16 protein-coding genes and 1 riboswitch are annotated in these 18,093 nt (G+C 49.9%); of the genes, 9 read left to right on the plus strand and 7 right to left on the minus strand.

Annotated elements, in window-relative coordinates; translation table 11 throughout:
• Window positions 1-158: 158 nt before the first annotated feature.
• The 5 genes from G8759_RS27565 to metE are packed head-to-tail and all read right to left on the minus strand — an operon-like array spanning window position 159 to window position 4,027.
• Window positions 159-476, minus strand: coding sequence for a hypothetical protein (locus G8759_RS27565; protein ID WP_167215716.1), 318 nt, complete (start codon window positions 474-476; stop codon window positions 159-161).
• Window positions 477-503: 27 nt separating this feature from the next.
• A complete protein-coding gene (locus tag G8759_RS27570) occupies window positions 504-905 on the minus strand; it encodes an acyl-CoA thioesterase (protein WP_167215719.1) in 402 nt (133 codons plus the stop codon).
• Complete coding sequence (locus tag G8759_RS27575) at window positions 895-1,143, minus strand: cysteine-rich CWC family protein (protein ID WP_232073968.1); 249 nt, start codon at window positions 1,141-1,143, stop codon at window positions 895-897. Before G8759_RS27575 ends, G8759_RS27570 begins: the two co-directional genes overlap by 11 nt.
• Window positions 1,121-1,648, minus strand: coding sequence for a PAS domain-containing protein (locus G8759_RS27580; RefSeq protein ID WP_167215722.1), 528 nt, complete (start codon window positions 1,646-1,648; stop codon window positions 1,121-1,123). The genes G8759_RS27575 and G8759_RS27580 overlap by 23 nt, the downstream gene beginning before the upstream one ends.
• Before the next feature lie 51 nt (window positions 1,649-1,699).
• The gene (gene metE, locus G8759_RS27585) at window positions 1,700-4,027 is read right to left on the minus strand and encodes a 5-methyltetrahydropteroyltriglutamate--homocysteine S-methyltransferase (protein WP_167215725.1); all 2,328 of its coding nucleotides are present in this window, start codon (window positions 4,025-4,027) and stop codon (window positions 1,700-1,702) included.
• Window positions 4,028-4,187: 160 nt separating this feature from the next.
• Window positions 4,188-4,403: riboswitch (cobalamin riboswitch) on the minus strand.
• Window positions 4,404-4,538: 135 nt separating this feature from the next.
• Between metE and G8759_RS27590 the strand changes: the two genes are divergently transcribed.
• The 8 genes from G8759_RS27590 to G8759_RS27625 all read left to right on the plus strand — a co-directional run bounded on the left by G8759_RS27590 (window position 4,539) and on the right by G8759_RS27625 (window position 13,674).
• Window positions 4,539-4,865 (plus strand): DUF6660 family protein, encoded by a 327-nt coding sequence (locus G8759_RS27590; protein ID WP_167215727.1) that lies wholly within the window; start codon window positions 4,539-4,541, stop codon window positions 4,863-4,865.
• Window positions 4,866-4,936: 71 nt separating this feature from the next.
• Window positions 4,937-7,138, plus strand: coding sequence for a TonB-dependent receptor (locus tag G8759_RS27595; protein ID WP_167215729.1), 2,202 nt, complete (start codon window positions 4,937-4,939; stop codon window positions 7,136-7,138).
• Window positions 7,139-7,140: 2 nt separating this feature from the next.
• Window positions 7,141-8,076, plus strand: coding sequence for a cation diffusion facilitator family transporter (locus G8759_RS27600; RefSeq protein WP_167215731.1), 936 nt, complete (start codon window positions 7,141-7,143; stop codon window positions 8,074-8,076).
• A gap of 236 nt (window positions 8,077-8,312) precedes the next feature.
• Window positions 8,313-9,251, plus strand: a complete 939-nt coding sequence (locus G8759_RS27605) for an NAD(P)/FAD-dependent oxidoreductase (protein WP_167215733.1) — start codon at window positions 8,313-8,315, stop codon at window positions 9,249-9,251.
• Window positions 9,252-9,441: 190 nt separating this feature from the next.
• Window positions 9,442-11,247, plus strand: coding sequence for a family 43 glycosylhydrolase (locus G8759_RS27610; RefSeq protein ID WP_167215735.1), 1,806 nt, complete (start codon window positions 9,442-9,444; stop codon window positions 11,245-11,247).
• A gap of 12 nt (window positions 11,248-11,259) precedes the next feature.
• Window positions 11,260-11,769 (plus strand): GNAT family N-acetyltransferase, encoded by a 510-nt coding sequence (locus G8759_RS27615; RefSeq protein ID WP_167215737.1) that lies wholly within the window; start codon window positions 11,260-11,262, stop codon window positions 11,767-11,769.
• A gap of 87 nt (window positions 11,770-11,856) precedes the next feature.
• Complete coding sequence (locus G8759_RS27620) at window positions 11,857-13,089, plus strand: MFS transporter (RefSeq protein ID WP_167215739.1); 1,233 nt, start codon at window positions 11,857-11,859, stop codon at window positions 13,087-13,089.
• 132 nt (window positions 13,090-13,221) lie between these two features.
• The gene (locus G8759_RS27625; RefSeq protein WP_167215741.1) at window positions 13,222-13,674 is read left to right on the plus strand and encodes a DUF3823 domain-containing protein; all 453 of its coding nucleotides are present in this window, start codon (window positions 13,222-13,224) and stop codon (window positions 13,672-13,674) included.
• A 38-nt stretch (window positions 13,675-13,712) separates the two neighbouring features.
• Here G8759_RS27625 and G8759_RS27630 read toward each other — a convergent pair whose 3' ends face one another.
• Window positions 13,713-17,276: a carboxypeptidase regulatory-like domain-containing protein gene (locus G8759_RS27630; RefSeq protein WP_167215743.1), complete on the minus strand. Its 3,564-nt coding sequence runs from the start codon at window positions 17,274-17,276 to the stop codon at window positions 13,713-13,715.
• A 72-nt stretch (window positions 17,277-17,348) separates the two neighbouring features.
• Entirely contained in the window at window positions 17,349-17,660 is a 312-nt protein-coding gene (locus G8759_RS27635) for a putative quinol monooxygenase (RefSeq protein ID WP_167215745.1), read from the minus strand.
• A gap of 155 nt (window positions 17,661-17,815) precedes the next feature.
• On the opposite strand from G8759_RS27635, the gene G8759_RS36045 reads away from it, so the two are divergent.
• Window positions 17,816-17,935, plus strand: coding sequence for a GxxExxY protein (locus G8759_RS36045; RefSeq protein WP_232073969.1), 120 nt, complete (start codon window positions 17,816-17,818; stop codon window positions 17,933-17,935).
• The last annotated feature ends 158 nt before the right edge of the window (window positions 17,936-18,093 follow it).

An 18,093-nucleotide genomic window follows, 5' to 3' on the forward strand; every position in this document is an offset into this window, starting at 1 on the left:
TATAGAGCATGATCGCTTTGGTCTGGCTGTTTTAAGTGGAGAAAAATTAAAGTATGCGCTAGAAACTCAGTCTATTGATAGGGGGAATACCTGGTTCTCATGCTGGCGGCATCCTGGCTGACATCCAGTACATCATAATGAACAGTAAACTATCCTGTCTACTCTTTCTCAACCTCATCGATAAGTTGCCGAATCGCGAATTGCTGTTCAGGCAACAACGAATCCAGACTACCGTTCAGTGATTGTTTAAGCTGCTCCCACTGGTGCGGTTGCAGAAAAATTAGCTCCGTACTGAAATCGACCGTGTTCTCACTGGGCACTTGCATATGATCATTGCGATTAATCGGCAAATGGGGTGTCAGGGCTTTGATTAACTGTTGAGATAGTTCGCTTCGGATGTATTGATCCAGTGTGTGCTCAGGCACTCTCCCCTCTGTATCCGCTTTCTTGAGGGTTGTAATGGCTTTATAATTCATAAGCTCCGGTTGCCGGTATCGCCTGTTTTACAAAATGCGGATTGGTTTTTTATCTTCATCCAGCGCAACGAAAGTAAACGTACCATGAATGGCCTGGTGACGTTCCATCGAGTACATCTCTTCGACATAAATCTCGACTGCGATTCGGATGCTGGTATTGCCGACATAATCAACCCGGCCAACGAGTTCAATAATGGTACCCGCCGGGATGGACTTCGTAAAATTGATTTTATCGGACGACACGGTAACCATGCGTTTACGCGCAAACCGTGTAGCCGTGATAAAGGCAACTTCATCCATTAATTGCATGGCAGTACCCCCAAAGAGCGTGTCGTAATGGTTCGTCGTACTGGGAAATACAGCTTTAAATATGCGCGTTTCGGCCGCTGAAATTCGATCCGCAATAGCGGTTGTTTCGTCAATGCCCATGCAGCAGTCGATTTACTTTCTTCTGGTGGTTAAGTTGATTATATTCTGATCGAAGAACATGCAAACAAGCTGCGCACAGACACCCCTGATACAGCGAATTGATATACTGTCGCTGGTCATCGCTTAGCGTAAGCGTCTGACACTGACACAGGTTGATACTGCCTACGCGGCACTCGAAAGAGCGTTGACAGCGTGGGCAAGTCGTATGCTCATGTTTATTGATGGCTATAGCGGTCATCTGATTCTATTTCCTGTTCAAAGGCAACAAAATTAACTACTTGTCTCTGTCGATTAACGATGGGACGGATAATGATATGACACCAGTATGCTGTCTGGTCTTTGCGATAATTCAGTATTCGTTCGTCAACGATCTTCTGCTGGTCAATCGCCTTCCTGATCCGCTGCCTCGACACGGGATCGGTCTTGATTCCCTGCAAAAAATCGGGTCGACGGCCCATTGCTTCGTGGTTTTTGTAACCCGTCATTCGCTCGAACTGGTTATTTACATAGCGAATAATCTGCGACGTATCCGTTATAACAATGGCCCATTCACCACTTATCAAATCACGACGGACTGGAGCTGACAACTCCCAATCATACGTTTTCGCCAACGCCAGCCAACCCGCTGTACCAGTCGATAACGCTGGCTTCTGTCTGAACTCCCAACCACCCCACAACGGTGTGATCTGGGTTACTCGATAGGTGTTCGCTACTTGTTTGTCGTATGGTCCGCAAAAATCCATAATATGGGCGATTAAGGCCTTCTGCCCGTTTGGACAGAAGGCCATGACTAGTTACACTGTCTCTGTAACTAAATCGCGGGCTGTTTGGGCAGCCTGAACCATATTTTTCAGCGCATCGGCTGTTTCTGACCACCGGCGTGTTTTCAATCCACAGTCTGGATTCACCCACAAATTGCGGGCAGGTAAGACATTTGTTGCCTTTTGTAAAAGCTCAACCATTTCGTCAACCGTTGGCACACGTGGGCTGTGAATGTCATAAACACCGGGGCCTATTTCGTTGGGATAAGCAAATTTCCCGAACGCGTCAAGCAGTTCCATCTGCGATCGGGACGTTTCAATGGTGATCACATCAGCATCCAGGCCGGCAATCGCACCGATAATATCGTTGAACTCGGCATAGCACATATGCGTATGGATCTGCGTATGATCCTGAACACCCGAAGCCGCCACCCGAAAAGCCATAACCGCCCAGGCAAGATAAGCGTCCCAGTTCTCCCGACGCAGCGGAAGTCCTTCCCGCAGCGCAGGTTCGTCGATCTGAATAATGCCGATACCAGCCGCTTCCAAGTCGACAACCTCATCATGAATCGCCAGTGCAATCTGTAGACAGGTATCCCGACGCGGCTGATCGTCGCGCACAAACGACCATTGCAGAATGGTAACTGGCCCGGTAAGCATTCCTTTAAGCGGCTTATTGGTCAGCGATTGGGCATATTGCGACCAGCGCACGGTCATTGGCGCGGGGCGATACACATCTCCGTAAATGATAGGTGGTTTCACGCAGCGTGACCCATAGCTCTGTACCCATCCGTTTTCGCTAAATGCGAATCCATCGAGCAGTTCTCCGAAATATTCGACCATATCGTTCCGTTCAAACTCGCCATGAACCAGTACATCCAGGCCAATTTCTTCCTGCCATCGAATCGCCTGCTCAGTTTCGGCTCGAATAAAGTCTTCATACTGTTCCAACGTCCTGTCGCCTTTTTTGAATTTGGCACGGTTGGTCCGGACCGCATCCGTCTGCGGAAACGACCCAATCGTCGTTGTTGGGTATAATGGTAATTTGAGTCGATGATGTTGCAGAGCCTGGCGCTGGGCGAACGCTCCATGCCGACGGGCATCCTGATCTGTCATCAAGGCGAGACGAGCCTGCACGGTTGGGCGGTTGATTAGCGGAGACTGTCGGCGGGAAGACAAAGCGGCCTGATTGGCGGCCAGGGCTTCTGTTGCCTGCCCGTTATTCGGTTCCCGGAACAGTGTAACCAACGTGGAAACCTCATCCAGCTTTTGCCGGGCGAAGGCCAGCCACTGCTTTATTTCGGGCGTCAGGCTCTTTCCATTGGTTTCTGAATTCAGATCACAGGGAACATGCAGCAGCGAACAGGATGGCGCAAGTAACAGGCGCTCTGCTCCTATCACAGCGGCTGCCCGCTGGATCATAGTCAGGGACCGCTCCAGATCATTGATCCAGATGTTGCGCCCATCTACCACGCCCAATGACAGGTGGGTCTGTTGATTGACGAAATCGGTTTTCAATAAGTCCTCCAGCTGGCTTGGGCACCTGACCAGATCAAGATGCAGGGCATCGACGGGCAGTTGAACCACCAGATTCAGATTAGCCCCATAGCATTCGAAGTAGGAGGCCAGCAGGAATTTAAGTTGGGAAAACTGGCCTTTCAGTCGATTATACGTTACAGCAAAGGCTTCCCGCTGCCGATCGGTCAGATCGAGTGACAGACAAGGCTCATCGATCTGAATCCAGTCAGCTCCCAGCGCCTGAAGGTGGGTCAATACCTGTTCATAAACCGGCAACAACCGATCCAGCAAATCCAGCCGATCGAAACCAGATTCTTTTTCTTTACCCAAAAGCAGGTACGACACTGGGCCGATCAATACGGGTTTGGGCGTTGTGCCGAGTGTTTGTTGCGCTTCTTCAAAGTCAGTAAAAATCGTATTGGAGAAGAGTTCAAACGACTGATCGGCGGTAAACTCCGGAACGATGTAATGATAATTGGTATCGAACCACTTGGTCATTTCCATCGCTTTCAGGTCCAGACCATCCTGCTGATACCCGCGTGCCATGGCAAAGTAAAGCGTCAGCCGGTCAACGTCGGGCCGGTCGAGTAGCGGCTGAAACCGCTTCGGAATGGCTCCTACGGTCAGGGACATATCCAGTACCTGGTCGTAGAACGAGAAGTCGTTGCAGGGAACCAGCGTAATGCCAGCCTGCTGTTGAGTCAGCCAGTTGGTCTGTTGGATTTGCCGACCGATTTCCTGCAATTGCTGACGCGTGATTTTGTTAGCCCACAACTGTTCACAGGCCCTTTTGAGTTCGCGGTGGCTACCGATTCGTGGATAGCCGAGATTGTGTGCGATCATGTTGTTAATTGATAAAAATGATTGATCGCGTTCGTTGCCGAACTCCATACGCCTATCACTTTACCAGTACTTTATCAACACGACACACCACCCCCATCCCCGCCGTAAGAAGAGAAAAGAAGAAGCGGTCAATCTTGATGAAGCCTAATAGCGTGTAGGCGCAATCAGCAGGGCTAAGGCAAGTCTCCTGGCTTGTGACGGTATTTGCCGTCCTTCTCATCCCTTCACAACGGCGAACCGCTGTTGGAACAATGGACATCGAGGGCAAACCCTTTTCTAACGGTCACTGACAGTAGCAACGTCTGCTCGTGATTCTCACACGATTCCTTTTTAATTTCCTGAAGCTCTCAGGAAAACCATAGCCTGTTTGACGGAAAACAAAGAACGTTGGGGCAAACTAACTGGATTGGCCCGGTAAAAACAAGGAATAAATCAACATAATGCCCCCTATCTGCTTCTGTTAACGTTTTTGACTACCTGTTGCATTAACTCATGCTTTACATTTATGCGTATGAAGTTGGTCGTATACCTTTTTTCGTTTTGGCTGTTGCTGCTGGCGGGTCTCCCCTGTCCGGATGCCGACTGCCATGCGCATGAGCGTATCGCGTCTACCACTGAAGTTCCTCATCCGGCCGACGATCATGATCATGGGCACAAAGCACCTTGCAGTCCATTTTGCCACTGCGCCACCTGCGCTGGCTTTTCCATTCCCCGGATTTTCAGCTACAGCCTGTCGGTTAAGCTGACGACCCTTTTTCCCATCCGTCAGTTTTTTGCGTATCAGTCTCCCAATCATGCGGATGTAATTCAATCCGTCTGGCAGCCGCCCAAATTATAACCGTTTTTCATGGATTTCATCACGGCCAATCATCCATTGGCTGAATTGTTCCATTGTATTCATCCGACAGCATGAAAAACGTTTTTCTATTCCTATTGCTTCTGGCAGCTGTTTTCCGAACCACGGCTTCTCAGGGGCAGGATACATTACACATTACGGTACGCCACGCGACCACAAACCAACCGATTCCCGGTGCTACCGTCCTGATCATAGGCACCACAAACGGCGCAGTTACCGATACGGCCGGAAACGCCCAGCTTCGGCTACCAACTGCTGGCTCCTATAAAATCAGGGCATCGGCGGTGAGTTTCCTGTCTGTTACGCAAACGATTAATTTACCCATCAGCGATACAATTCGTTTTGCGCTCGAAACCTCCGAAGAAGCCCTGGAAGAGGTTACCGTTTCATCTACCCGCAGCGGCCGAACGGTAGCCGACGAACCAACTCGCGTTGAGGTTATTGACGGCGAAGAACTCGATGAAAAAGCCAATATGCAACCGGCCAACATCGCCGTGATTCTACGTGAAAGTCCGGGCATTCAGGTTCAACAGACATCGGTTATGTCGGCCAATGCAACCTTCCGGATTCAGGGGCTCGATGGTCGCTACACGCAACTGTTGCAGGATGGCTTACCACTTTACAGCGGTTTTTCGAGTGGGTTGAGCCTTATGCAGGTGCCACCCCTTAACCTGAAACAGGTGGAAGTGGTGAAAGGCTGTCAGTCTACGTTATATGGCAGTGGAGCCATTGCGGGGCTGGTCAATCTGGTTACGAAAGAACCGACTCGTCAACGCGACCTGTCATTCCTGATCAACGGCACGTCGGCGCTGGGCCTTGATCTGAATGGGTATTATGCCCAGCGAAACGATAAAATTGGGATTACGCTTTATGCTACCCGTAATCTGCAACGTGCTTTCGACCCGAACCACGACCAGTTTTCTGATCTGCCCCAAACGGCCCGTACTACGCTGCAACCCAAACTATTCTGGTATCCAAACGCCACCATGACTGTATCGGCGGGGCTGATCTGGTCAAATGAACAGCGTACGGGTGGTTATCTGCCAACTATCCGGAATGAATCGGCAACTGGCTATACGGAGGCCAATGATTCGCGACGGTTAGCGACGCAATTCCGGCTGGAAAAGCGATTTACCAATGATGCGGTGCTGACCGTAAAAAACAGTTACAGCAGCTTTAACCGAGCCATTGTTCTGCCCGATTATCGGTTCGATGGTCTGCAACATTCATCGTTCACTGAACTCAGTTACTTCAAACATCAGCCAAAATCGGACTGGATCGTGGGTTTAAATGTCTGGACCGATGGTTTTCGCGACAACAGCCCTCAGTCGACCTTTGCCGATCCTTCCGTCTATCGACAGAGTATTGTCGGTGTGTTCGTGCAGAATACGCTGACGCTCTCGGAACACTTGAGCCTGGAAACGGGTCTACGTGGAGACGTTGTTACCACACGCGTTGGCGGAACGACTGATTCAGATTCACCAAAGGCATTTTTACTGCCCCGCTTTTCATTGCTCTACCACGCTACAGAACACTGGTCGAGCCGGTTGGGGGGCGGATTGGGCTACAAAGCCCCAACCCTTTTTACGGAAGATGCCGAACGGTTATCGTTCCGGGGAGTCAACCTGCGCTCTATCCAGAGCAATCAGACCGAATCATCCATCGGTCTGAACTGGGATATAAATTACCGCACAGAGCTAGGAAACGAAACCACACTGTCGATCAATCAGTTGTTCTTCTATACGCAGTTGAATCGCCTGACGGTGCTGAGTCCCCAGACCGATGGCTATGCCTTTCGTACGGCCGCAGGTCACCTCAACACGCGGGGTTTCGAAACGAATGTTCGATTGGTCTATCATGACATTCATGCGTTTTTGGGCTATTCATTTATTGACACCCAGCGCCGATACGATAATCTGACGGGCATGATTCCATTAACGGCCAAACACCGGCTTTACTTTACAACGCTCTACGAGACGGATAAGCTGAAAACCGGCTTTGAAGCATTTTATTCAGGTCAGCAACAACGCACGGATGGCTCCATTACGCGCTCATACTGGACGATGGGCTATATGATCGAACGGAAATGGTCCTTTGGGAGCATTTTTATTAACTTCGAGAACTTCCTGGATGTCCGGCAATCGCGTTTTGAACCGATGGTTCGTGGTACGCCCACGCAGCCAACATTTGTAACGGATATTTATGCGCCAACCGATGGCCGAATTATCAACGGAGGTATTAAACTGAAACTATAAGTATGGCTCACGATCACCACGACTCTGCCCCTAGTCACGCAGGCCATAGCCACGGCCCTACGGTTCTGACATCCGTTAATCGGGCGTTGATTATCGGGGCTGTGCTAAATTCGGTTTATGTAGTGGTTGAATTCGGTATGGGATTCTATTACAATTCGCTGGCACTGATTGCTGATGCGGGACATAATCTGAGTGATGTAGCCAGTTTGCTTCTTTCGCTGTTGGCCTTTCGCCTTGCGCGTGTTCGGCAAACACCGAGTTTCACCTATGGATACCGGAAAAGCACGGTATTGGCTTCATTGACCAACGCCGTCATTTTGCTGGTTACGATCGGGGCTATTTTGTGGGAAAGTATCCAGCGTTTCAAGCACCCGGAGCCGGTTGCCGGTGGACCCGTTGCCTGGGTTGCCGGATTTGGTATACTCATCAATGCGTCTTCGGCCTTGTTGTTCTTCCGGGATAAAGACCACGATCTGAACGTTAAAGGCGCTTATCTGCATCTGGCAGCCGACGCGCTGGTGTCGCTTGGCGTGGTCATAGCCGGTGTTGTTATCAGTTATACGGGCTGGGTCTGGCTCGATCCGGCTATTGGATTGGCTGTTGCTGCCGTCATTCTGGGTTCGACCTGGGGGCTACTCAATGATAGTTTGCGGCTCTCGCTCGATGGCGTTCCGGCCGATATCGACCTACCTGCAGTGCTGGCCGATCTGCGCACAGTTGCAGGTGTGCGCGATGTGCATCACGTTCATGTGTGGGCTATGAGTACGACCGAAAATGCGCTTACGGCTCACCTTGTCTTACAACCCGGTCTGTCCGACAGTGCCGAAACGGCTCTTAAGGCTGATGTTCGCCATCGATTATTACACCGTAACATTGGCCATGCCACGCTTGAAACAGAAGTAACGACAGAGGCTGACTGCGGAGCCGAAGACTGTTGACGAGGAAATGACTCCCGGTTTGTAAAGCGTTAACAGAAACTTTATTCGTTTTCGTACTACCATCTCAAATACTTGTGGCGATCGCCACAACAAGCTAAACTACTGAAAATCATACAATTAATCCGTTTTTTTTTATTTTAAGTAACCCAGAATCGTTGGCTCATCGGGTCTACTTATGCAACATTGTTGCATAAGTAGACCCGATGCTGTATTTTTGCTAAAACAATATAGAAATCATGGGTACAACAGATACATTCGACGTTGTCATTGTTGGGGGGAGTTATGCTGGTTTGAGTGCGGCTTTACTTCTCGGACGATCGTTAAGAAAAGTGCTTGTCATCGATAGTGGCCAGCCCTGCAATCAGCAGACACCTCACTCCCATAGCTTTCTGACCCGCGACGGTGAAACGCCCGCCCAGATTGCATCCATCGCCAAAGAGCAACTGCTGCATTACCCAACGGTTTCATTCGTAAATGATCTGGCAACAGAAGCCCGAGCCGAGTCGAACGAGTTTACCGTGGAAACCGCAACCGGGCATCAGGTCCGATCGCGCAAACTGCTATTGGCAACTGGTATTTACGATATCATGCCAGCAATCGACGGGTTTGCCGAATGCTGGGGACGATCTGTTTTGCACTGCCCCTATTGTCATGGCTATGAAGTTCATGGTCAACGACTTGGCATAATCGCCAACGGAGATGTTGCCCACAAAATGGTGCGGCTTATTCAACACTGGAGCTCAGATTTAACGCTGTTTACAAACGGCCCTGCCACCCTAACAGCTGAGCAATGGCAAACGACACAACAGCTTGGCATACCGGTTATTGAAACCGAAATCGCGGCTGTCGAGCATCAGCAAGGTCAGCTAAAAAACCTTCGCTTTCCAGACGGATCGATCCATGAAGTGGACGCCATTTTCAGCCCTATTCCGTTTCGGCAACATAGTGATCTGGCAGCCCAACTTGGGTGTGATTTCGACGAATCTGGCCTGATTAAGGTCGGTGAATTCGGCCAAACCAGCATACCAGGTTTGTTTGCAGCCGGAGATAATAGCACTCCCTTTCGGCAGGTGTCGATCGCTGCGACGAACGGAGGTAAAGCCGGAGTCTGGATGAACCATGAGTTGATCGATGAAGATATTGCTCACCGGCTGCATACCAGCGTTTTGGATTAGTTGTTCATAGACGTCACCTGGTGCATTTTCGTTGCCAGATAGCTGCGCTATTAGCCAAAAGCGATAAGTACATAATCAGTTGTGATGGGCATCCAGAACAAGACACTGTTCACTGCTATTTCAGAGTTAAGGGTAATTATACTTTCACAATAACAAATTATCTTTAACCCTGAAATAACAACTGATTTTTATGCGTTTATCGCTCTATCTGGTTCTTCTGTTCATTTCTTCCTATCCGTCCGTCGCTCAGCAAAGAACTTACTGCAACCCGATGGACATCAGTTATCGGTACAACTTCGAGCAGCTCAACGAGAAAATTTCGTATCGGTCCGGCGCCGATCCCGTCATTGTTAACCACAAGAAGGAATATTACCTCTTCGTCACCATCCAGGGTGGCTGGTGGCACTCCAAAGACCTAATTAACTGGAACTATATCGTACCTGACAAATGGCCAATGGAGGACATGTGTGCTCCGGCGGCCATGTCGGTCCGCGATACGCTGTATCTGTTTCAGTCTACCTTCGAGCAACGGCCCATTTTTATTTCGACGGAACCCGAAAAAGGAAAACTCAAATTTTATAATCGCTGGCTACCCCGTCTACCCAAAGACATTGGCCCCTGGGACCCGGCTCTGTTTCACGACGATGATACCGACAAATGGTATATGTACTGGGGATCATCGAATGTATACCCGATTTTCGGAGCCGAGCTGGATAAGAGCCGCAATCTGACCTATGCAGGCAACAATCCAGCCCAGGCTTATAAAGCCATGCTCTGGCTAGACCCGTATAAACACGGCTGGGAACGCTTCGGCCCTAACCATTCCGACCCGTTCAAACCCTTTACGGAGGGCGCCTGGATGACTAAATATAAGGGCAAATATTACCTGCAATATGGCGCGCCCGGCACTGAGTATAACGTATATGGCAATGGTACTTATGTTAGCAACGATCCGCTGGGGCCGTTTGAGTATGCACCTTATAATCCGGTTGCTTACAAGCCGGGCGGTTTCGCTACCGGTTGCGGACATGGCAATACGTTCCAGGACAATTTCGGTAACTATTGGAATACGGGCACCACCTGGATTGGCTACAATTGGGGCATGGAACGCCGAATTGTGATGAATCCGGCAGGTTTCGACAAAGACGACCATATGTTTGCCAACACGCGGTTTGGCGACTTTCCGCATTACCTACCTACCCAAAAAATTCCCAACCAGAACGGTACGGAAAGTGATGCACTGTTTACGGGCTGGATGCTTCTCAACTACAAAAAACCGGTCGTCGCTTCTTCGACCCTATCGACCCCCACCGATACCGTTCGAGTTGCAGCAAATGTAGCCGACGAAAATCCGCGCACATTCTGGGTCGCAGCTCAGAACAAACCAGGTGAAACCCTAACCGCTGACTTAGGAACGGAACGTGAGATACGGGCTGTTCAGGTCGATTACATCGACTATAAACAAACCGTTTATGATTCCGATTCGACCGTGTACACGCAGTTCAAAATCCTGACCTCAACCGACAATAAAAAGTGGGATGTTGTTGCCGATCTCACGAAAGAACCCAAACGCGACCGGGCCTGCGCCTATGTACAGCTGGACAAACCCGTTCGGGCGCGGTTTGTGCGATACGAGCACGTTTACGTTGCGGGTTCGCATCTGGCCATCAATGCATTCCGCATATTTGGCAATGGATTCGGGAAAGCCCCGGCAGCGCCCGCTACGCTTACCGCTAAACGGCAGAAAGACCAGCGCAATGCCGACCTGTCGTGGAGTAAGGTTCCCGGTGTTGTCGGCTACAACATCCGCTGGGGCATTGCCCCCGACAAACTTTATCAGAACTACCAGTTCTGGAACGACGAGGCCAATAGCTTCGAACTTAGGGCGCTAAACGTTGACGTACCGTATTATTTTGCGATCGAAGCCTTCGACGAAAATGGCGTATCCGTGTTGAGTAAAGTCACAGATGATGGATCGGGTTTGGGGAAAAAGTGATAGATTCAACCCATGCAATTCTTCTTCCGAAACGACCAGCCCGAAGTGGCCGTTGATCTATTACGCGAAGTCGGTCAATGGCTTGTTGACAATGATCGCGAACTCTGGACTGTTGACGCCCTGACACTCGACAACCTCATCGACGATTTTACCCGCGATAAGCTCTATGTGATGTATACCGACCGCGGTAACGGAACAGCACCAGAACCAGCAGCAGCCTTCATACTTCAATGGGAAGACCCGCATTACTGGCCCGATATTCCGGCCAACACGTCGGGCTTTATCCATAAATTAGCGATCAGGCGTCCGTTTAATGGGCAAAACCTGTTCGCGCTGATTCTGGAGTTTAGCCGGGAGGAATGCCTCAAACGAGGTATTTACACGCTTCAGCTTGAAACCGACGCGGGGCGACCTAAACTCATGCAGTTTTACGAACGATATGGATTTCAGCCTACTTATCAGCATGATATGAGCGAATTCGGCAAGTCGTTTACCTGTCAGTTTTACATCATGACGTTTTAATCAGACATCGCGGCCTGGAAAGTCCAGGCAAAACTAGCTTTGGCCAAATAAAACAGGACTTTTGCGTTCCAATTAATCAGTTCATCCATGACGCAACCGCGCCAGCGGAAAGTCCGTGACTTTCGACTGCCTCAGATTTATGCCATTATCCTGATCGACGTCATTGTTGGTTCAGCCGTTGGGCCAATTTTACCCGAATTCGTAAAAGGCCTGCAACGCCCACAATTATGGCTTTCTGCTGGTACGGCTTTGTTTTTAGGCATGCAATTGTTCTCCGCTCCTTTGCTGGGGAAGCTCTCAGATGGCTACGGCCGACGACCTATTTTTATTCTCTCATCGGTCGGTACGTTTCTGGCCGATTGCTTTCTGTTGCCTGTTCGGGTAGGCTTTTATTTTGCGAACCGCATCAGCGACGGCACAACCAACGGCATGTATGCAACGGTGCGATCGGCGATAACCGACATTTCCCCCAAAGATCAGCTATTCAAAAACCTCGGCATCGAAGGAGCTATAATCTCGCTTGGTTTTGTCCTTGGGCCAGCCGTATCAGGTCTGCTTCTGACCACGTTTGATGTCGTTCAGGGCAATCAGGCAAAGGTTGTAGCGATTATGGCGGTCACGCTCTCTTGCGTGAATATGCTCCTGAGCTGGACGCTTCGCGAAACTCACCCAAACCCGCCCGGCGTTGACACATCAGCGCTCAAAAACGAACTGATTCAATCGCTGAATGTGCATTTGCTCTGGAGTCGCCTGACGGCGAAAGACAGCAAATACCTGGGCTTGAAACAACTAGTGCTCATGCAATTAGCGCTAACTTTCAGCATTGGTTATTACAATTACTTCGTAATCTTCGCCAGTTTCGGGGAACTGAAAATGGATGCGAAGGCTATCTCTTACTTTTTCATGTACTTCGGCGCTCTGAGCGTGGTCATCAGTTATGTCTTTTACGCCTACATTGCCGACCGGATTAACCAGCAGCGGGCCATTTTCTGGCTGGCATTTATCGGAGTCCCCGTGCTGGGTGGCTACGGGCTGGTTGGTTCATCACTGGTTTGGCTGTATATCCTGATTACCATAGACTGCCTGACCTTATCGCTAATTCAGGGATTGATCGAAGGGCTAATGGCTCAGCTAACAACCGACGAAGACCGGGGCGAAGTTTTCGGTATCAATCAGGCGTTGCAGGGATTGGGGAGCTTTGCTACCACATTGATCTTTGGGGCTTTGTCACTACTCGATCTGCGGCTACCGTTTGCGTGGTTTGCCGTTTGTCTGGCCATTGTAGCCTGGCTGGCGAATCAGAAACTCAAAAAACTATAAATCAAACCCATACAGCCCATTTTCAATTTCCGGGTTATAGCCGTTCACTCAAAAGCCGTATACTCCGAGTAAGCGATTCATTATTTTTATAAAAAATCAACAATTATTTATATAGTCACTATTCTCAACAACATGACTAACTGGCGAACTTACCGGCACAAGCTAGTTTATAGTGTAATGATTGCCCTACTTGGCGGCCTGTTAATATCCGGGTGTTCGAAATGGAATCTGGAGCCTAAAGAAATAACACCCACTTCGTCGTCGACCCTTCCCACCGTAACCATTACGAACGTGGATAATTTTTCGATAACCGGACGTGGTACTGTGGTGACCTTTACCTTCAACGTAACCTCGGTACCCCGCGTAACCGTCAAAGAGCTGGGTGTTTGTTATTCAACTACGAATAAAACTCCATCGCTGGCCGATGCATCAGGAACAACAGCCCTTGCAAAAGCTAAAGATCTGACTTTACCCAGCTCAATAGGCATTACCCTTACAGCAAAAGGAACGTACTATTACCGAGCCTATGCGCTTCTCGACGATGGGCGAGTCAGTTATAGCAAACTCGATTCGTTTGTGATTTGACTATCAAAAGACACTTTTGAAGGGAGTCAGTGGGCTCCTTATTGAACCCGAATCAGCGCTGAACCAACCACCGGCCGACCTTCGGCGGTGATGCCCTGCACCGTTATGCGCAACGTTCTGACTACATCCGACAGTGGAAACTGCAACTGACTATGTCCCTGCCCATCCGTTTGAATCAGTGGTTTCCAGTATAAAACATCCCGGCGATCAACCCGCGACGAAACTTCGGGAGGTGTTGTTTCATCAGGTTTACTGTCATAGCGCGGCACGTAGAACTCCCGCAGCACCGATGGATACCCAATCAATTGCAGGGGCTTTGTTCCCGTTTTTTTACTGGTCGATGATTTATCGGGCCGAAACACTTTCGAGTAAAAAGCGATGACGCCATTTCCACCCCGAACGCCATAAATGCCAGCGGTCCCAGCATTTTTCAACAACTCGACGCGCTCAATATCACTGGGATTGAAATTTAACAAACCCGTTCCATCCATATCCTGAACGGGCATTCCGTCCATCAGAAACAAGGGCTGTGAGCCGCTCATAATACTCCCCGATCCTCGCACAACTACCTGATAACCACCAGTCAACATTTGTGTGACACCTACTCCGGCAAACCGCCCGCGAATCATTTCATACAGGTTCGGAAATCGGGGGGATTTTTCGTCGAACACAAGCGTAGCATCAGCATTACTATGCAAACTCCTTCGTTTAATGTCATCCGGACGTTCTTCAACTTTTCGGGCGCGGACAATGACTTCTTTCAGGAGTTTAACGGTTTTGTCCCGGTAAAAAGCGGCATCGTCTTCCTGACGGATTTTCGCTGCAGCTATCTGCATGTGTAAAGCCTGCCAATTTGAGGGTATACGGCTGGTGTCTACATCCCACGTTCGACCAGGTCCACTCAGCACAAAATGAGCTTCATCATTCAGAAACGGCTTCAATTCCCGGTTAGTCAGTTGAGCTAACAGCTGCATCGTATCGGCAACATCTAAACCCGCTAATCGAAACCATCCTTTTTCATCAGCCCCCGCTGACTTCAGGAATGACTTCTGCGTAGCCATTGAGGCAATCATGACCTGCGCTCCAGGAATAGGCTCATTTTTCTGGTTCAGCACTCGTCCAATCAACGACACCCCTCCCAGCAGTTCGTTATCGGGTGTGCCGCTTACGCGACGCCAGCCCTGAGTCAACAGCAGATCGTCTAAAGCCCGACGTGTTTCAGCCGAGTTGTCTTTAAGGTATACATTGGGTTGCTCAACCCGCCCCCGTAATTCACCGCTCAGCAGCAGATGCGTCTGGATGGTAGCCGCAGCGGTATCGTCGGGAACCTGTCCGGCATCGGTTATTGAAGCAGACAATACGGCAACAGCAGGAAGCCCATCGTCATTCAGCGTAACACTCAAAATAGCCTGTTCGCGCGGTTGATAACGGGTTTTGTTGAGAGACATCAGCACACGAACAGCGGCTAATCGTTCTGGCAAAAACACCAGTCGCTCGGCCTTTGGACGGGCAGAGGCATCATAAAGGGTGAGTTGATTCAGTCCGGGTGGCAAAGCGGCAATGGGTAAACTGATCCGTGCCACGCCATTCTGCAATTGAAATTTTCGCTGATCGACTACCCGGCCCTGTTGCTGTATCAACACATAAGCCGAATCGACGGCCGGACGATTTGTTCCCGTAATCGTGATAATCAGCCGACTGCTATCACTAACAACATCGGCTGATAGCAGCAATCCATCGGCTTCGGCAGGAGGTAGCTGAGCTGAGCCGGTCAACCGGTTATTCGCTTCCGGTTGTAAAGCCGTTACCTGTGCCCGGTAGGTATGGCCTTGAACCGGCGCCAGCACCACACTGCCAAGCCCCATCGGATTTGTTGTAAATCGAGCCACTTCCGCACCCGCATCATCAATAATTCGGCCTGCCACCTGCCGACCAAGGCCATCAGGTGCTACCACTTTTATTCCAAATCGAGACCGGACCCCAACCACCCAATGACCGCCTTCGGGCAACAGTTGTACGTCCAGCGGTTTTTGTGCTGTGTCCGCTATTGCCTGATTTTGCGACTGAATCAGATTATATACGGCAATGGATCGTTCAAAAGCAGGTCGATGTTGCCCATCGTCTTCGTCGGTATAAGCCCTCAAATGATACGTTCCTGAAGCCAGCGAATCCGACAGTCGAAAATCACCAGCCGCCCGACCATCCGATATTTTCAGCCACTGATGCTGAACGAGCCGCCCGGTAGCCGTCATCAGGGTTACATGAATTGCCGTTTCGCCAACGGGTCGGCGATTGGTAGCCGCATCGAGCAGGTAGGCACTTAGCCAGATTCGATCACCCGTCGCGTAGAATGGCTTATCGGTATGCACAAACAGAACCGGTGCCAGCGCATGAAAACGCTCCTTAAAAGCCGTAACAATTCGCTCCATTCGGGCATCGGGTGGCAATAGCTTTCCCTGTGCAGCCACCGGGACATTTGTTGGGGTAGTTGTCTTCTCCTGATCGGGCTTCCAGTCGGCAGGAAGCATCGTCGATAGGCGATCGTCGGCCAGTGAACCCTGTATTTCCGATCCATAAGGTAGCGTAATGACGCCATCGGTGGTCATCTGCATTTGTCCCGCAGGAAGTTTGATTTGCGAATAAGCGTACCTGGCATCGCTATAGGGCGAGTAAGGCGACATCGCATTGGTGTAAAAAACGATCAGCTGCCGGTCAGAAACCAGCCGGCGCTCAAACGGTAATCGACCTGGCTGGATCAGTTTTTTTATGCTCAGCGGCTTCAGGTGCCCTCTTATTGAACCATACAAGGTTGCCCGATTATCTTTACCTCTGGCGATCGGTACAGTTAAGTCTTCCTGATAGACCAGAAAGCCTTCCTGCTCATAGGTACTGTCGATCAGCGTGACCATCAGATGCCGGACCGAGCCCAGATAGGCACGCATCCGATTTCGCTTAAATCGATTAGCCTGTCGTTCATCGGCTGCTTTTAGCTCTTCGAAGCGCGTCGACCCGGCATAAAAGACCTTTTGGAACGTCCCATCAAAATAGGCCAGTTCATACCAGAGCTTATAACCCAACGCATGGTTTTCGATAACAAGCGGCTCAGTAGCAACGGCTTTCAGATGTCCGTTTTCTTCGGAAAAACTGAGTACATCAGTGTTCATGATTTCGCACTGCCCGCCAAATGGTTCGCCAAGCAGTTGCTTTTTAAACTGACGAAGATGCCGCTCCCACTTCTTGAGATTGCCCCGAACAGTTACGGTAGCCAGTAATTGTCCGCCGGGTTTCAGTCGAAAATTGATTGTCTTCGCCTGGTCGTCGTTGAGTCGTAATGTCTGGTGCGCTGGCTGATAGCCGACAAAAGAAGCCACAACCTCTACTGTCCCCAACGGAACACCCGTTAATGAAAAGTGTCCCTGCTCATTGGTAATGGAACCCCGCGTAGAACCGTTGAGGTATACATTGGCAAAAGGCATTGGCTTACCGGTCGTAGCGTCGGTCACAAAGCCGGATAGCGTAGTGGTCATTTGTGCATACGCCCCCGAAACCAGCCCGAACGTCAGACAGGCAATCAACCCAACGACAGTTAGCCAACGATACATGGCAGTTCAGGGGTTTTATGGTGAGCGGATCCCCTAAACCAAAAGGCTCAAAAGCTACTGATTTACTTGCGCTTAAGCCATATCGATCTGTGTTACTGTTTCCAGGTTTTCGCCCGAGAAGGCAATAGCCCGTTCGGCAAACAATACTTTTGTAGCAGCCCATGTTGAACGAAAAAGCTCACTCTGCCGGTAATCGTCAAGCGCATCGGCTGAGTCCCAGAGGCTGTAGGTCATTCGTACGTCGGGCCGATCGGGATCGCTAAGAAGCTGAAGATGCCGGTTTCCGGGAAAGGCCCGGATCAGGTACTTGGAGTTATCAAAAATGGCATGAAAATCGGCAAGTTTATCTTCCTGAAATGTCATGCGAACAATGCGAACAAGCATATTTTTTTAGTATTTATTCTGTACTTATAACATCCATTCAGTTAAACAACCCTGCTACAGCAATCGCAAAACTCAGCATCGATCAAGCCTGTACTGTTTTTTCTGGAAAGTGTTTTTAAGGAATGCCTTACTCACGAATTACTTAGTAGCGATCGATGGAACGTCAGGTTGAAATTCCGGTTGTTTATAAAGGCAAGAAAATCTATAAGTCATTTTTCGCGGATTCGCTCGTTGATACTGCCATTGATCAGAAGTCGAAGCAATTGACAGCGTAGGGTTTATCGCCATTAAGCCGCCTGGAAAGCAGGATTGCGAATCAATTTGATCCTGGCTCCGGTTTATCAAAACAGCCAACGGACGATTGATCAAAACCTCAATGGCCAGTGGCTTGTTTTCGAATCTCAACCGTAAACCATCTTGGGTTAATCAAAAA

Source organism: Spirosoma aureum (assembly GCF_011604685.1).
Taxonomy (GTDB): Bacteria; Bacteroidota; Bacteroidia; order Cytophagales; family Spirosomataceae; genus Spirosoma; species Spirosoma aureum.

Coding starts and splice junctions, on each gene's coding strand:
- G8759_RS27590 (WP_167215727.1), top strand. CDS start 4,539: ATGAAGTTGGTCGTATACCTTTTTTCGTTTTGGCTGTTGCTGCTGGCG.
- G8759_RS27605 (WP_167215733.1), top strand. CDS start 8,313: ATGGGTACAACAGATACATTCGACGTTGTCATTGTTGGGGGGAGTTAT.
- G8759_RS27620 (WP_167215739.1), top strand. CDS start 11,857: ATGACGCAACCGCGCCAGCGGAAAGTCCGTGACTTTCGACTGCCTCAG.
- G8759_RS36045 (WP_232073969.1), top strand. CDS start 17,816: ATGGAACGTCAGGTTGAAATTCCGGTTGTTTATAAAGGCAAGAAAATC.
- G8759_RS27575 (WP_232073968.1), bottom strand. CDS start 1,143: ATGACCGCTATAGCCATCAATAAACATGAGCATACGACTTGCCCACGC.
- metE (WP_167215725.1), bottom strand. CDS start 4,027: ATGATCGCACACAATCTCGGCTATCCACGAATCGGTAGCCACCGCGAA.
- G8759_RS27635 (WP_167215745.1), bottom strand. CDS start 17,660: ATGCTTGTTCGCATTGTTCGCATGACATTTCAGGAAGATAAACTTGCC.
- G8759_RS27580 (WP_167215722.1), bottom strand. CDS start 1,648: ATGGATTTTTGCGGACCATACGACAAACAAGTAGCGAACACCTATCGA.
- G8759_RS27595 (WP_167215729.1), top strand. CDS start 4,937: ATGAAAAACGTTTTTCTATTCCTATTGCTTCTGGCAGCTGTTTTCCGA.
- G8759_RS27565 (WP_167215716.1), bottom strand. CDS start 476: ATGAATTATAAAGCCATTACAACCCTCAAGAAAGCGGATACAGAGGGG.
- G8759_RS27570 (WP_167215719.1), bottom strand. CDS start 905: ATGGGCATTGACGAAACAACCGCTATTGCGGATCGAATTTCAGCGGCC.
- G8759_RS27615 (WP_167215737.1), top strand. CDS start 11,260: ATGCAATTCTTCTTCCGAAACGACCAGCCCGAAGTGGCCGTTGATCTA.
- G8759_RS27610 (WP_167215735.1), top strand. CDS start 9,442: ATGCGTTTATCGCTCTATCTGGTTCTTCTGTTCATTTCTTCCTATCCG.
- G8759_RS27625 (WP_167215741.1), top strand. CDS start 13,222: ATGACTAACTGGCGAACTTACCGGCACAAGCTAGTTTATAGTGTAATG.
- G8759_RS27630 (WP_167215743.1), bottom strand. CDS start 17,276: ATGTATCGTTGGCTAACTGTCGTTGGGTTGATTGCCTGTCTGACGTTC.
- G8759_RS27600 (WP_167215731.1), top strand. CDS start 7,141: ATGGCTCACGATCACCACGACTCTGCCCCTAGTCACGCAGGCCATAGC.